Consider the following 14,276-nt stretch of genomic DNA (forward strand, 5'->3'; position numbering starts at 1 on the left):
ATGGCAGGATCCATGCCTATCCCAGTATCGGTGATGGTAACTTTTACATATTTTCCCGGCTCGACCCCATGGGGCGCCGCCTGATGCTCGTCCAGGAGTTCATTGGCGGTCTCCAGATGAAGGCTCCCGCCGTCGGGCATGGCCTGCCAGGCGTTGATCAGCAGGTTCAACAGCACCTGCTCGATCTGGCCCCGATCTATCTCCACCACCCATGCATTTTCCACACATCGGTGAGTAATCCGGAGTTCTTGCCGGGTCCGGCCGAACATGTCGATGCTGGTTCGCACCAGCGCATTGATGTCGGTGGGTTTGACCTCATATTTTCCCAAGCGGGCAAATCCGAGCAGCTGTTGGGTGAGACGGGCGCCGCTGTGCACACAGTCTCGAATGGTATCGAGCCTGCCGCTGTGGGAGTGAGACGGTCCGATATCCAGCGCCATCATCTCCACATTGCCCTGGATGCCCATGAGCAGGTTGTTAAAATCGTGGGCGATCCCACCGGCGAGGGTGCCGATGGCTTCCATTTTCTGTGCCTGAAGCAGTTGATCGTGAAGGTTTTCTTTTTCCCGGCTCATCTTTTCACGCTCTTGGATCTCCTGCCGCAACTGGGCGTTGGCTTTGAACAGCTCAGCCGTGCGCGCCGCCACCCGTTCTTCCAACAGGTGGTGGGACCGTTGGAGTGCGGCTTCAGCCGCTTTGCGTTTGGTTACATCACGCGCATTAACCACCATGCCTTCCACGGCAGGGTCGCTCAGCAGGTTCTTGCTCGTGGCCTCCAGGGTTCGCCAGGAGCCGTCTTGGTGTTGCAGACGAATCTCCGATGGTGGAGGTGGAGCCGGCTCAATCGCGGCAGACTGGATGCGGCTGCTGAACAATTGAAGGGACTGCTCCTTGTCATCGGGATGGATGAAATCAAAGACCCGCCGACCCACCGCGACATCCGGTGGATATCCGAGAATCCGTTCGACGGAGGGACTCAGATATAAGATGGATCCCTCGGCATCCAAAATGGCGATAACATCCGACATATTCTCGATCAGGGACCGGAAATGTTCTTCCCGCTGTTGGCATTCGGTCAGTGTCTCCTGAAGTTGGCCGGCCGTTTGGTTGAACACCTGTGCCAGACGGCCGAATTCATCCCGTGAGCGGATGGCAATGCGGGTATCGAGGTCGCCCTCGCCGATTTTCTCGGCCCCGACAGTCAACATGCGCAGCGGCTCTGTGAGCCGGCGGGTCAACAGCATCAGCGCCACTGTCATTGCTGAAAATCCGATTAAACCCAAATAGAGCAGATAAGGCTTCATGCGGTTGGCCACACCATACACCTCGCGCTCGGGGTCGCTGGCCAGGATGTACCATTCCCAGGGTTCGAAGTAGTCGACCATCGCCAGGTTCCTGCCCGCCGGCGTCAAATGGGTCAGCCGGCTTCTTCCCGCCTTAAGTGCCTTGAACCAGGTGTTCTGGCTCACATCCCGGCCGATCATGGCGGGATCAGGGTGCATGACCAGGGTGCCGCGTCGGTCAATGGCAAAAATAAAGCCCTGTTCGCCAACCTCGATGGCCGACATGGCCGCACCAGCGTCCATTTTCGCCTTGGCGACACTGGCCGGGATATCCTCCAGGCCATACCGATGGAGCATGTCATCATTGCTGGCAGCAATCTGCATGGCTTCGGAAAGGCGGGTGTCCAGCCAGGTCTCAGCCAATTCCGTGAGCGCCGTACGCGAAAAATGATAGGCGATACCCACGGTGGCGAGAAGCAACAAAAAAACCAGCGGCAGCGTGGTGGTCAAGACTTTGGAATAGGTGTTCATCAGCCATTCCTTCTTTACGGCCAGCAGAATGAAGCTGTCTACGGCTTCAATTTCATTCTCGTTTTCTCGGTAAACTGGGGGTAAAGCGCCATGGTGGAAACCAAGGGGTGTCCGTAATCCACACTGGTTTTGCGGGCGTAGCACTGTTTGGTGAACATGATCGGAAAAGCGGCCATGTCATCCAGAATCCGAATCTGGGCCTGTACCCAAAGCTGAGTCTGTCTTTCCGGATTGATCTCCAGCCGGGCCGCCTCGATCAATGCGTCAACCTTGTCGTAATGAGAGAAATTGGTGTCGGGCTTGGCACCGCGGAGAACAATGGCGTCGGAATGGAAAAACCGGCTTAGATAGGCATCCGCGTTAGGTCGCCAGGCGACATAAATTACCAGGGGCGTCAAGGACCGCCGAATGCGCTTGTGCATGTTCGAATGGGTTTCGACGGCAATTCGGCAGTCGATGCCGATGGGCAACAGCTGCCGTTGCATGACTTCATAGTACGTTCGGTAAAGCCGCTTTTCAGAGGTCACCAAATCCAGTGTAAAACCGTCGGGATAGCCGGCGTCGACCATCAGTCGCCGAGCTTTGGCCAAGTCCTGGTCATAGGCCAGTTGAAGTTGTTCGGCATCCGCTTTCATGAGACCGCCAGGAAGAAACTGGGCCGGTACCGGCGAGTAAACGCTCCCCACGAACTGCTTGCTCATAGTGTCTAAAAACGCCTCCCGGTTTAATGCCCATGCGATGGCACGGCGTACGCGGATATCGTCCAAGGGTTTCATGCGGGTGTTGAAATAGAGGGTGGCCACCTCTCCGACACCATGGGTGTCGACCGCGATGCCCGGTTGGCGGGCCATCTTTTCGGGCCAGCCCTTCTCCCCGGAGCCCATGATCACATCCACGCGACCGTTTTTTAAGGCGGCTTCACGCCGGTCGATTTCAGGAATAAAATGGAATTCAATGCCATCGAGGAGCGGGCGTCCGCGAAAGTAGCCGTCGTGGGCCCTTAAGAGCAATTTTTCACCGGATTGGTACTGGCTGAAGATAAAGGGTCCGGTTCCCACTGGGTGCCGCTTGAACCGTTCGTACCCCATGGCTTCGATGGCTCGTTTGCTGACGATAAAACCGCCGGCATAGTTGGTCAGCTTTGGCAGGAAAAGAATCGAGGAAACCGGTTTTTCAACGATGATGCGAACCGTATATCGGTCAACCGGAACGACGGTCATGCCCTCGTATTCCCCGGCGTAAGCGCAAAATTCACGACGCGCTGATTTTTTAAGCGAAAAGGCCACATCTTCAGCGGTCAACTCATAGGCCGCGGTTTGCGGACCGGGATGAAACAAGATGCCTTTACGCAGCTTGACGGTCCACACCTGCTGGCCACCGATCATTTCAAACCCGGGAATCTGTTGGGCCAGATCCGGTTCTATTTTCGGCGCGTTTCCCGGCTGATAACGCAGCAGCCCGTTGAAGACCATGTCCGCCAGGGCCCGATCCTGGGAACCGGCGGCAAAATGGGGATCCAGGTTGCCCATCTCACTGACATGGATCCCGAAGCGGAGTATGCTGGGGGGGGTGTCCGAAGAGACATCTGTGGATGCCGGCGTATCCGCCTGGGCCAGTGGCACAAGAAGCAGCAGAACAGACAGCAAGATGAACGTCAGCAGCGGGGTCTTCAAGACAGCTTCTCCACAGCATGAGGTTGATCCCAGGAAGCCTTCAATGATTGCTTCATTGTCCCACGTGGTTGAGGATTAGAGATTATGCCGGGTGCGGTCCAGGCTCCGGTATTGTATGGCTTCGGTAATATGGTGGACCTGGATGCCGCCACTGGCATCCAGATCGGCAATCGTCCGGGAAATCTTTAATATTCGGTTGAACGCTCTGGCCGACAACCCCAGGCGGTCGATGGCCGATTCCAGGAGGTTGTGGGCATCATCACCGATTCGACAGTGGGCACGGATGTGGCGGCTGGCCATCTGGGCATTGCTGTATATCTTGGTGCGCTTGAAACGCTGCATCTGAATCTGGCGGGCCGCTACCACGCGCTGCCGGATGGCACCGGAAGGTTCGGTTTGTGCCCCCACCATTAAGTCTTTGTAAGCAACGGCGGGAACCTCTACATGGATGTCGATGCGATCCAGCAGCGGACCGGAAATTTTAGACCGGTAGCGCTGGATCTGGTGGGCCGTGCAACGGCAGGCGTGACGCGGGTCGGCAAAATAACCGCATGGACAGGGATTCATGGCAGCGATGAGCATAAAGCTGGACGGATATGTCAAGGTGGACGCCGCACGGGAAATCGTCACCTGAAGATCCTCCAGCGGCTGTCGCAACACCTCAAGCACATTCTTCTTGTACTCGGGCAATTCATCCAGAAAGAGAACCCCGTTGTGGGCCAGGCTCACTTCCCCAGGTCTGGGAATGTGGCCGCCGCCGATGAGACCGGCATCCGAAATGGTATGATGGGGGGAACGGAAGGGCCTTCGGGTGACCAGGGGCTGTTTCCGGTTCAACATCCCCACGACACTGAAAATTTTTGTGGTTTCGATGGCCTCTTCAAAGGACAGGGGCGGCAGGATCGTGGGAATCCGTCGGGCCAGCATCGTCTTGCCCGATCCGGGAGGCCCCACCATAATGATATTGTGGCCGCCGGCGGCAGCGATTTCCAACGCCCGCTTGGCATGCTCCTGACCCATCACTTCGGCGAAATCCGTGCCGGAACGATCAGGATCATCGAATATCGCCTTCAGGTCGGTCTTTTGCGGAAGAATGGAACCGAACCCCCTGAGGAAGTCCACAACCTGACCCAGGCTGCGAACCGGATAAACACAAAGCTTCGAGACCACGGATGCTTCCTTGCCGTTGTCTGCCGGGACCACGATGCCTCGGTATCCTGCCTGTTGAGCCGCGATGGCCATGGGCAGGGAACCATTGACCGGCTTGACGCGGCCGTCCAGGGACAGCTCACCCAAAAACAGGTAATCTGAGAGGGCCTTTGCAGGAAGAATGCCGGTGGCGGAAAGAATCCCCAATGCCATGGGCAGATCGAAGCCTGTCCCTTCCTTTTTAATGTTTGCCGGTGCCAGATTGACCGTAATGCGATCCGCCGGAAAGGTATAGCCTGAGTTGGTGATGGCAGATTTGACCCGTTCACGGCTCTCCTTGACCGCCGCTTCCGGGAGACCCACCGTCGTGAAGGTTGGCAGCCCCTGGGCGATATCCACTTCCACTTCCACCACATAGGCATCGATGCCGATGACGGCACTGCTTAAAACCCTGGCCAGCAAAGGCTACCTCCATTGAAAGCAATTGATTACTTGATGAAAAATTAGCGCAGCCGTGAATATACCAAGCCTTATGGTTTAGAACAACGGTTTTGTACAGTCGTCAAATCTGACGGAATAATATTTAATGGTTGTCAAAATAAAAGCGGGTGATTAAGATTGCCGGTAAGCTTGCACTGCCAGTTGAAGACGATTGGTGGTAAGGGTGGGTTGGGTTGATAAAAGGATAGATAGTTATGAAACACCACCAGCAAACCATCAGCACGCCGGCGAGCTGCTCCGGTGTCGGCGTTCATTCGGGCAAAACGGTCGGCCTCACCATCAAGCCTGCACCGGTCAACCACGGCATCCGGTTCGTCCGCACAGATCTTCCCGGCCACCCCGGGGTTACCGCCCACTTCAATAACGTCGTGGACACCAGCCTGGCCACCGTCATCGGTGCCGAAGGCTGTATCGTATCCACGGTTGAGCATTTAATGGCCGGATTCACCGGCATGTCCATTGACAACGCCATTGTCGAAGTAAACGCCTATGAACTGCCCATTATGGACGGCAGCGCTGGCCCCTTTACCCAATTGATCAAATCAGCTGGAATTCTTGGCCAAGAGGGGAACAAATGCTTTTTTAAAGTCAACGAGCCCATCTCCCTCTCAGAGAACGGCAAGTCCGTGACGGTCTATCCGGCCGACGAATTCAGAATTACCTGTACCATCGCCTACGATCACCCGCTCATCGGCACCCAGACATGCGACTTTGTCATCGACAGCAAAACTTTTGAACAAGAGATCTGTGCGGCCCGGACCTTCGGTTTTCTTCACGAAGTGGAAATGATGAAGCGCTATGGCCTGGCCCGGGGCGGCTCCTTGGACAACGCCGTGGTCATCGACGGCAACCGAGTGCTCAACGATGGCGGGTTGCGCTATCCGGACGAGTTTGTTCGCCACAAAGTACTGGATTGCATCGGTGATTTTTCACTCATCGGCATGCCCATCATGGGACATGTCGTAGCCAACAAATCCGGTCACGCCTTCAACCATGCCTTCCTGGAAAAATTCTTCAAGGAGAAAGGATCCTGGGAAACCTGCACCCTAACCACCCGCCCGGGATGAAACGGTCCCTCGTCTGCACACCCGCCGCAAAACACCTTGCCATTTTACAGCAGTTCCGGTATGTTTTTTTTCGTATTGTTTTCCTCTATTTAGGTAGCCGCCTGAGAATTCGGATGCCGGTTCAAAATCAAGGGAAAGCATCGTTTAACCCCCAGGCATATTTAGGTATGTGGAAGCGGTGAAACGAGAAATCAACGCGTAGATGGAACCGAAAGAAATTGTTGAGACCACATAGAGTTAACCTCGATATTATGGCGGCACATCCATGAACCGCTCCGGTCAACGCGCAGCTGCCTTTATGGTGCTGGTTTTCCTGCTGATGTCCGTCTGTGGATTGGCCATTGCCAAGGATGCCACGCTCACCAACATCATCGTCACCAACACCAGGGATGATCTGTTGGTGTACCTGTCGGTGGACGGTGCCTTTACAAAAAAAATGGAGGATGCCGTCAAAAATGGCGTGCCTACATCATTCTCCTTCTTCGTCCAGCTTTACCGAACCCGAAGCCTGTGGATAGACAAAGAAATGGCGGATCTGACCATCACCCACACCATCAAATACAACAGTCTAAAAAAAGAATTTGCCGTATCCCGTTCATGGGACAGCAACAGCCCCGTGGTCCTTCAATCCTTCGATGCAGCCAAAAAACTCATGACCGAGATCGACAGCCTCAAGGTGATCCCGCTGGGGTTGCTGGAAAAGGGCAAACAGTATCAAATCCAGGCAAAAGCAAAACTCAGCCGGGTAACCTTGCCCTATTACCTGCACAATGTCCTTTTTTTTCTCTCCCTCTGGGATTTTGAAACCGACTGGTATACCATCGATTTTATCTATTAACCGTTTTTTGCATATGCCCTCATGATATTCGGCAAACGCAGCCCCACGCCAAAACCGATTCTATCGGTAGAAGAACGCAACCGCCGGAAACGGGAGGCGGTGCTCTCGGTAATCATCATCGTGGCCGTAGCAGTACTCACCCTGGTGGAAAACCGGGTGATCACCTTCGGCGCGGATATCCCCGTTTCCAACACCATCTTGATGTTCATCCTGATCAATATCAACATGCTGCTGTTGATCCTATTGATCTTTCTGGTGTTTCGAAACCTGGTGAAGCTGCTCTACGCCCGGCGCCGAAAAGTCATGGGTGCCCGGCTAAGATCCCGGTTGGTCATGGCCTTTGTGGCCCTGTCCCTGCTGCCCACCATCATTCTTTTTTTCTTTTCGATCAACTTTATCACCAACAGCATCGAATTCTGGTTCACCGTTCCCGTGGAACAGGCCTTGGAGAAATCCCTTCTGGTGGGCCAGCAGTTTTATCGTGAAAACGAAATCCGCCAGCGCTTTTTCCTGGAACGGATCTCCTACCAGCTCCAGCGCAAAGCCTTGACCGAACCGGAAAGGCTCAAAGAGCTCAATCATTACCTTCAGGTGGTGCAGCGCGAGTTCGATCTTGACGCAGTGGAAGTCTATTCGGCAAATTACAACCGCCTGACCTACGCCCTGGGGAAAGATCTGGAAAATATCCCCATGGAGGCGGCCCCCCCCGGTGCCTTTGTCCAAGACACAGGGGAAAGGGACGTGCGCACCCGTACCGAAACGCTGAACGACGGTGAATTGCTCCGAACGATCGGAACCGTACCCTTCGGGGTCGCTCCTGAGACGGCCACCGCCCATGTGGTGCTGGGACTTTTTATTCCGCCGGACCTGGCCGAGAATCTTGAATCCATATCCAGAGGAATCGACGAATACCAGCAGATCAAACTGCTGAAAAAACCCATCCAGATCACCTACTATATCACCCTTTCGATCGTGGCCCTGCTGGTGATCTTCTGCGCGGTGTGGTTTGGCTTCTACCTGGCCAAAACCATCACCATTCCGATCATGGAACTGGCCGCAGGCACCCGGCGGGTGGCTGAAGGGGATCTCACCGTCTCCATCGACAGCAATGCGGCGGACGATGAAATTGGCAGCCTGGTGGATGCCTTCAACAAGATGACGCGAGATCTGAGATCTGGCCGCCAGATGCTGGAATTGTCCGCCCGAAAACTCACCGAACAGAACCAGGAAATCGAGGCGCGGCGCCAGTACATGGAGATCGTACTGAAAAATGTCTCCGCCGGTGTCATCACGCTGGATGCCAACGGAATCATCACCACCTTCAACAAGTCGGCGGAACGGATGCTCAGTCTCGAGGCCGGAAACATTTTGGACAAGCACTACGGAGAGTTGCTGGTCACCGAGCACCTCCAGTTCGCTGAAGATATCATGGATCGAGTCACCTCGGTGCGGGACCAGACCCTGGAAATTCCCTTGCGGGCCACGGTAAACAGACAACCACGGACCTTTCTCGTATATGTCAACGCGTTGAAAGATGAAAAAGGAAGCCCCATGGGCATCGTCATGGTGTTCGATGACCTTACGGAGCTGGAAAAAGCACAGCGAATGGCCGCCTGGCGGGAGGTGGCCCGGCGTATCGCCCACGAGGTGAAAAACCCGCTCACCCCCATCAGTTTGTCCGCCCAACGACTCAAACGGCGGTATTCGGAGCGTATCAACGAACCGGTGTTCGACGAGTGCACCCGCATGATCATCGACCATGTCGAACTGATCCGAAACCTGGTCAATGAGTTCTCCACATTTGCCCGCTTTCCTACTGCCGATCCCAAGCCCTGCCAGATGTCACCCATCATCGAGGAGACCGTTTCCCTATACCGCGAGGGCCATCCGGATATCGACTTCAATATCCGAATCGGTGAAGACATCCCCCGGATGAACCTTGACCGCCAGCAGCTAAAACAAGCCATGATCAACCTGGTTGACAACGCCGTAGCCGCTGTTCGCAACCAGGGTAACATTGCCATCACAGCGGCCTATGATCCTATTTTGAAGTTGGTCCGCCTGGAAGTGGCCGACGACGGCACCGGCATCGCCGACAGCGACAAAATCCGGCTGTTCGAACCCAACTTTTCCACCAAGAAGGCCGGCATGGGCTTGGGGCTGACCATCGTCAACTCCATTGTCACCGACCACAACGGTATGATACGGGTACAGGACAACCTGCCCAAAGGGGCGAAATTTGTTATCGAGCTGCCGGTTTGAAAGGAGACACCCTGATGTTCCCCTCCATATTAATCGTCGACGACGAGCCTTCGATTCTACAGTCCCTCAGCGGCTTGCTCACCGACGAGGGATTCGAGGTAATCACCGCCAACAATGGCTATGAAGCCCTGAAGGTGATCGATACCGAAGCACCGGACCTGGTGCTGCTGGACATCTGGATGCCCGGGATCGATGGCATGGAAACATTGAAAGAGATTAAAAAAACCAGCGCAGCGCTGCCGGTGATCGTCATCACCGGCCATGGCAATGTGGAAACCGCCGTCAAAGCCACCAAACTGGGGGCCTTCGACCTCATCGAAAAACCCTTGAATATCGACAAGGTCATCGTTGCCATCAATAACGCCCTCAACTTCCGCCGGCTGGAGGAAGAAAACCGCTACCTGCGGAAAAAAACCATCGAGAAGCACTCCATCAGCGGCGGCAGTGAACCGGTGCAGGCGCTGAAGATGCAGATTGCCAACGTTGCCCCCACCGAATCGTGGGTGCTCATCAAAGGGGAGAATGGCACCGGCAAGGAACTGGTGGCAAGAACCATCCACCAATTGAGCCCGCGAGCCGAATTCCCGATGATCGATGTCAACTGTGCCGCCATTCCTGAAACGCTCATTGAAAGTGAACTATTCGGACATGAAAAAGGTGCCGTTGCCGGCTCAAGCACCAAAAAACGGGGCAAGTTCGAGTTGGCCAACACCGGCACCATTTTTCTGGACGAGATTGGTGACATGAGCCTGGTGACCCAAGCCAAAATCCTGCGCGTCCTCGATGAGAAAAAATTTCAACGGGTGGGTGGCGGCCGGGTATTGACAACGGATGTCCGGGTGATTGCGGCTACCAATAAGGATCTGGAGGCGGAGATCGATAATGGAAGTTTCAGGGAAGATCTGTATTACCGCCTAAATGTGGTCCCTATCGATGTTCCGCCATTGCGGGACCGGGCCAAAGACATTCCTGCCCTGACTGATATTTTTCTAGCCGAGGCCGCCGCCGCCAACCGTGAGAAGCGCAAAACGATTGCTGCCAATGCACTGGACATCCTGACGAAATACACCTGGCCGGGCAACGTCCGAGAACTGAAAAACCTCATCGAACGATTGGCCATCATGGTTCAAAAAGACACCATTACCATCAAAGATCTGCCCGCCAACCTACTGGACCCGAAAACCGCTGCAAGCGAGCTTTTTGCCATCGAAGGCATGGATCAGGCCCGCATTGCTTTCGAGGCCGAATATGTCCGCAAAAAACTGGCCGTCCACGACAATGATGTGGGAAAAACGGCAAAGGCCATCGGTGTGAAGCCCAAATATATACGTTCGCTGATGACGGGAAAGAAAGGATGAGGGTGATCAGCGGGGCATTGAAAGGCCGACGGTTGATGGCTCCTGCCGGCATGGCTACCCGGCCTACGGCCGACCGGATCAAAGAGTCCGTGTTCAATATCCTGGCCGGCGGGGTCCAGGCCAAAAAGGTGCTGGATCTGTTTGCCGGTACCGGCGCCCTGGGTATAGAGGCGTTGAGCCGGGGCGCAGCATCCGCCGTCTTCGTGGACCAGGCCAAGGCGGCTCTTTCGGCCATCCGGCGCAACCTCCGTGAACTGAGGCTGGAAGATCGGTCCCGCGTGATCCAGTGGAACATCCTGAGAAATCTCAACTGCCTGGTACCGGAGCGAGATTCCTTCGACCTGGTCTTCATGGATCCACCCTATGAAACCAATGCCATATCCTCCGCCTTGGCTGGACTTTCGTCCTGCGGGGCCCTGACCACCGGCGCCCGTGTGGTCATCGAGCACAGCAGCCGGGAGCCCATCGCCCAACCCATGGGCGGGCTGGTCTTGATTGACCAGCGCCGATTCGGGAAAACCCTTGTTTCTTTTATAGATTACATGCTATAGACCGTTCCCGACAAACGTTCATTCCCATTCGATCCCCTATACCCTTTTCAACCGCTGGGAGTCTTCATGCAACGTATCGCCATCTATCCCGGATCCTTCGATCCGGTTACCAACGGGCACATCGACATTGCTAAACGGGGCTTGAAGCTGTTCGACCGAATCATCATCGCCATTCTGCTCAACCCCGGCAAGCAATCGCTGTTCACCGTGGCGGAACGCCTGGAAATGCTGGATGAATCCATGTCAGGCATCGACAATGTCGAATTTGACACCTTCGATGGCCTGCTGGTGGACTACGCCCAGAAACGGGAAGCAAACGCTGTTCTGCGGGGAATGCGGGCCGTGTCCGATTTCGAGTATGAATTCCAGCTGGCGCTGATGAACAGAAAGCTCAACCGGGAAGTCGAAACGGTCTTTCTGATGACCGGCCTGCGGTGGATCTTTACCAGCTCATCCATCATCAAGGAGGCGGCCCGCTTCGGTGGCGACGTCTCGGACATGGTGCCACCCGGCGTCAATCAACGCATCAAAACCAAATTCGGCTTTTAAGCCATGGACCTGTGGCAGCTTCAAATTTTCTGCAAGGTGGTGGACCTGAAGAGCTTTTCGCGGGCAGGCCGGGCCGTGCACCTCTCCCAGCCCACCGTATCCAGCCATATCAAGGATCTGGAAGATCACTTCAGTTGCCGCCTCATCGACCGCCTGTCCAAGGAGGCCCTGCCAACCCATGCCGGACGCCTGCTCTACCGTTACGCCAAACGGATGATCACCCTTCGCGATGAGGCGGACAGCGCCATGGCTGAGTTCATGGGTCAGGTCAAAGGCAGCCTCCATCTGGGCGGCAGTTCGATCCCCGGCGCTTTCGTGTTGCCGGCGATCATCGGCGCCTTTACCGCACAATTCCCGGAAGTCAACATCAACCTCACCATTGCCGATACCCGCCGAATCATCGATGCGATACTATGCGGGGACCTGGAAATGGGTGTGGTGGGGGCCGTGTCCACCAACAAGAGCATTTTGCAGACTCAGTTGATTGATGATGAAATGTGCCTGGTAGTGGCGACCGATCACCGTTGGTCAGGAAAAAAAAAGGTGACGACAGAACAGCTGTTTACCGAGCCCTTTATCATCCGCGAACCCGGATCGGGCACCCTCAAATCCATCCAGACCAGCTTTTCCGAGGCAGGTCTGAATTTCAACGGGTTGAACGTGGTGGCACGCATCGGCAGCACCGAGGCGATCCGTCAGGGAATCAAGAACCGCATGGGGGTATCTATTCTCTCGGCCATCGCGGTGGCCGACGATGTGGCGGCGGGAAAATTGAAAACGCTGACCATCGATGGCCTGAATCTCAAAAGGGCCTTCTACCTCACTCACCACGCTCAGCGAAGCAGCTCTCCCTTGTGCCAGGCCTTCATCACATTCATCAGCAGCCAGATCCCGACAAAAAAAGACTGACGGCGTCAGGTGGTTGGTCGTGACGGATGGAAGCGTTGAAGCACGGCTCTGCCGTATCGATCGAGGGACGCCATCCTTGGCGCGTGGTCTTAACGCAGGGTCAGGACGCCGCTGCCTGCTGCCTGAGAGGCCACATGAAGTCTGACGCTGGCACCGTTTAAAACCGTCTTTACCGCCTGTCTGGCTTTTTCCGGCGTATTGTTCTCCTGGCTCAAATGAGCCAGAACCACATGGGCCAGGCGGTCATGCTGAAGCGCTTCCAGCAGCAGGGCGGTGTCGTCATTGGACAGATGGCCGCTGCGGCCGCGGATGCGCTGTTTCAGAGGCCACGGGTAGGGACCGTCGATCAACATCTGGGGATCGTGGTTGGCTTCGAGAATCAGGATGTCACAGGCCTGCAAGTGTGTCTTCACTACGCCGGTGGCAATTCCCAGATCTGTGGCCACACCGACTTTGGCCCCCTGGCATGAAATCGTGAAACCTGCCGGGTCTTCGGCGTCGTGAGAGATGGAAAATGGGTGGATGGCCAGGCTGCCGATGGAAAACGCGTGGCCGCATGAAAACGGGAATAACGCGTAAAGCTTGCCCAACGCGGTTCCCGATGCCTGCCGGGTTCGATCATTGATGTATACCGTCAGCCCAAACCGCCGGGAAAGAACGCCCACGCCATGAATGTGATCGGCATGCTCGTGGGAAACGAGGATGGCATCCAGGCTGGTGGGATCCAATCCTTTGCGTGCCATCCGCCGCTGAATTTCTACCCCGGAAAGACCGGCATCGATTAAAATGGCAGTGCGACCATCGGAGATGTAAGTGGCATTTCCCCGGCTGCCGCTGGCCAACACGCTGACCGACAAACGGCAGTCCTCGCCTTGGCCCGACCCCCGTTTTTCATGCAATCGTTTCATGGTCATCGCCCCGTATGCCCGAATCCGCCGACGCTGCGATCGGTGTCGTTGAGTTGTTCGACGACGTTGATCCGGACCCGGCAGACCTGCTGGACCACCATCTGGGCGATGCGGTCTCCCCGTTTGATTGTCACCGGCTCCGGGCCCAGGTTGATCAGGGCGATCTTGACTTCTCCCCGATAGTCGGCGTCTATGGTTCCCGGTGCATTGATAATGCTGATGCCGTGTTTGACCGCCAACCCGCTGCGGGGTCGGATCTGGGCTTCGAAGCCGTCGGGCAGGGCCATGGCAAACCCGGTGGGCACCAGGCTGATACGACCCGGAGCCAGCACCAGGTCTTCATTCAGCGCAGCGCAGATGTCCATGCCGGAACTCTGGACAGTCATGTAGCGGGGCAGTGGGATATCCTTATCATTAACAGGGTCCAACCTGAGAAAATCAATTGATGGCGAAGGGTGCATATGAAATTTGATGCTTGTGATTTGTTGTTACTCGATTTTCCGGGTTAAATGAAATTAAAAACCGGTTTGCCAGGCCCTATTTTTTCCAAAACACTAAATCTCTTCCCTTGTCAGGCTTTCAACCCCTTGTACCAATAAGATCGCCTGACTTTTGCCAATAAAACTAAAACCGTCTGCGAGTAAACTTGTTAACTTTTGCCAATAAAACTAAAACCGTCTGCGAGTAAATTCACTAA

General features: G+C 55.4%; 12 protein-coding genes. 7 read left to right on the forward strand and 5 right to left on the reverse strand.

Going from position 1 to position 14,276, the window contains the following annotated elements; all coding sequences use genetic code 11:
• The 3 genes from ABYV26_RS09395 to ABYV26_RS09405 form a co-directional block, all read right to left on the reverse strand.
• Nucleotides 1-1,814: PAS domain S-box protein (locus ABYV26_RS09395; RefSeq protein WP_372680356.1), on the reverse strand; the 1,814-nt coding region annotated here is incomplete at its 3' end.
• 38 nt (nt 1,815-1,852) lie between these two features.
• Entirely contained in the window at nt 1,853-3,487 is a 1,635-nt protein-coding gene (locus ABYV26_RS09400) for an ABC transporter substrate-binding protein (RefSeq protein ID WP_372680358.1), read from the reverse strand.
• 75 nt (nt 3,488-3,562) lie between these two features.
• Nucleotides 3,563-5,098, reverse strand: coding sequence for a YifB family Mg chelatase-like AAA ATPase (locus ABYV26_RS09405; protein WP_372680360.1), 1,536 nt, complete (start codon nt 5,096-5,098; stop codon nt 3,563-3,565).
• A gap of 233 nt (nt 5,099-5,331) precedes the next feature.
• On the opposite strand from ABYV26_RS09405, the gene lpxC reads away from it, so the two are divergent.
• The 7 genes from lpxC (at nt 5,332) to ABYV26_RS09440 (ending at nt 12,671) form a co-directional block, all read left to right on the forward strand.
• Nucleotides 5,332-6,204: a UDP-3-O-acyl-N-acetylglucosamine deacetylase gene (gene lpxC, locus ABYV26_RS09410; RefSeq protein ID WP_372680362.1), complete on the forward strand. Its 873-nt coding sequence runs from the start codon at nt 5,332-5,334 to the stop codon at nt 6,202-6,204.
• Between the two features lie 265 nt (nt 6,205-6,469).
• The gene (locus ABYV26_RS09415; RefSeq protein WP_372680363.1) at nt 6,470-7,042 is read left to right on the forward strand and encodes a DUF4390 domain-containing protein; all 573 of its coding nucleotides are present in this window, start codon (nt 6,470-6,472) and stop codon (nt 7,040-7,042) included.
• A gap of 21 nt (nt 7,043-7,063) precedes the next feature.
• Entirely contained in the window at nt 7,064-9,304 is a 2,241-nt protein-coding gene (locus ABYV26_RS09420) for an ATP-binding protein (RefSeq protein WP_372680365.1), read from the forward strand.
• Between the two features lie 14 nt (nt 9,305-9,318).
• Entirely contained in the window at nt 9,319-10,662 is a 1,344-nt protein-coding gene (locus ABYV26_RS09425) for a sigma-54-dependent transcriptional regulator (RefSeq protein WP_372680367.1), read from the forward strand.
• On the forward strand, nt 10,659-11,213 hold the full coding sequence (gene rsmD, locus ABYV26_RS09430) for a 16S rRNA (guanine(966)-N(2))-methyltransferase RsmD (RefSeq protein WP_372680369.1): 555 nt from the start codon (nt 10,659-10,661) through the stop codon (nt 11,211-11,213). The genes ABYV26_RS09425 and rsmD overlap by 4 nt, the downstream gene beginning before the upstream one ends.
• A gap of 66 nt (nt 11,214-11,279) precedes the next feature.
• The gene (gene coaD / locus ABYV26_RS09435) at nt 11,280-11,762 is read left to right on the forward strand and encodes a pantetheine-phosphate adenylyltransferase (protein ID WP_372680371.1); all 483 of its coding nucleotides are present in this window, start codon (nt 11,280-11,282) and stop codon (nt 11,760-11,762) included.
• Nucleotides 11,763-11,765: 3 nt separating this feature from the next.
• Nucleotides 11,766-12,671 carry a selenium metabolism-associated LysR family transcriptional regulator gene (locus tag ABYV26_RS09440; protein ID WP_372680373.1) on the forward strand — a complete coding sequence of 302 codons (906 nt, stop codon included), beginning with the start codon at nt 11,766-11,768 and terminating at the stop codon, nt 12,669-12,671.
• Between the two features lie 89 nt (nt 12,672-12,760).
• Here the strand turns inward: ABYV26_RS09440 and ABYV26_RS09445 are convergent, their stop codons facing one another.
• The gene (locus tag ABYV26_RS09445) at nt 12,761-13,579 is read right to left on the reverse strand and encodes an MBL fold metallo-hydrolase (RefSeq protein ID WP_372680375.1); all 819 of its coding nucleotides are present in this window, start codon (nt 13,577-13,579) and stop codon (nt 12,761-12,763) included.
• Nucleotides 13,580-13,581: 2 nt separating this feature from the next.
• Nucleotides 13,582-14,007, reverse strand: coding sequence for a dUTP diphosphatase (gene dut, locus ABYV26_RS09450; protein WP_372680377.1), 426 nt, complete (start codon nt 14,005-14,007; stop codon nt 13,582-13,584).
• Between the last annotated feature and the right edge of the window lie 269 nt (nt 14,008-14,276).

This window comes from Desulfosarcina sp., assembly GCF_041551955.1.
Taxonomy (GTDB): Bacteria; Desulfobacterota; Desulfobacteria; order Desulfobacterales; family Desulfosarcinaceae; genus Desulfosarcina.

Bases quoted from the DNA above. Each gene is read 5' to 3' on its own strand.
- lpxC (WP_372680362.1), top strand. From the start codon at position 5,332: ATGAAACACCACCAGCAAACCATCAGCACGCCGGCGAGCTGCTCCGGT.
- ABYV26_RS09415 (WP_372680363.1), top strand. From the start codon at position 6,470: ATGAACCGCTCCGGTCAACGCGCAGCTGCCTTTATGGTGCTGGTTTTC.
- ABYV26_RS09420 (WP_372680365.1), top strand. From the start codon at position 7,064: ATGATATTCGGCAAACGCAGCCCCACGCCAAAACCGATTCTATCGGTA.
- ABYV26_RS09425 (WP_372680367.1), top strand. From the start codon at position 9,319: ATGTTCCCCTCCATATTAATCGTCGACGACGAGCCTTCGATTCTACAG.
- rsmD (WP_372680369.1), top strand. From the start codon at position 10,659: ATGAGGGTGATCAGCGGGGCATTGAAAGGCCGACGGTTGATGGCTCCT.
- coaD (WP_372680371.1), top strand. From the start codon at position 11,280: ATGCAACGTATCGCCATCTATCCCGGATCCTTCGATCCGGTTACCAAC.
- ABYV26_RS09440 (WP_372680373.1), top strand. From the start codon at position 11,766: ATGGACCTGTGGCAGCTTCAAATTTTCTGCAAGGTGGTGGACCTGAAG.
- ABYV26_RS09445 (WP_372680375.1), bottom strand. From the start codon at position 13,579: ATGAAACGATTGCATGAAAAACGGGGGTCGGGCCAAGGCGAGGACTGC.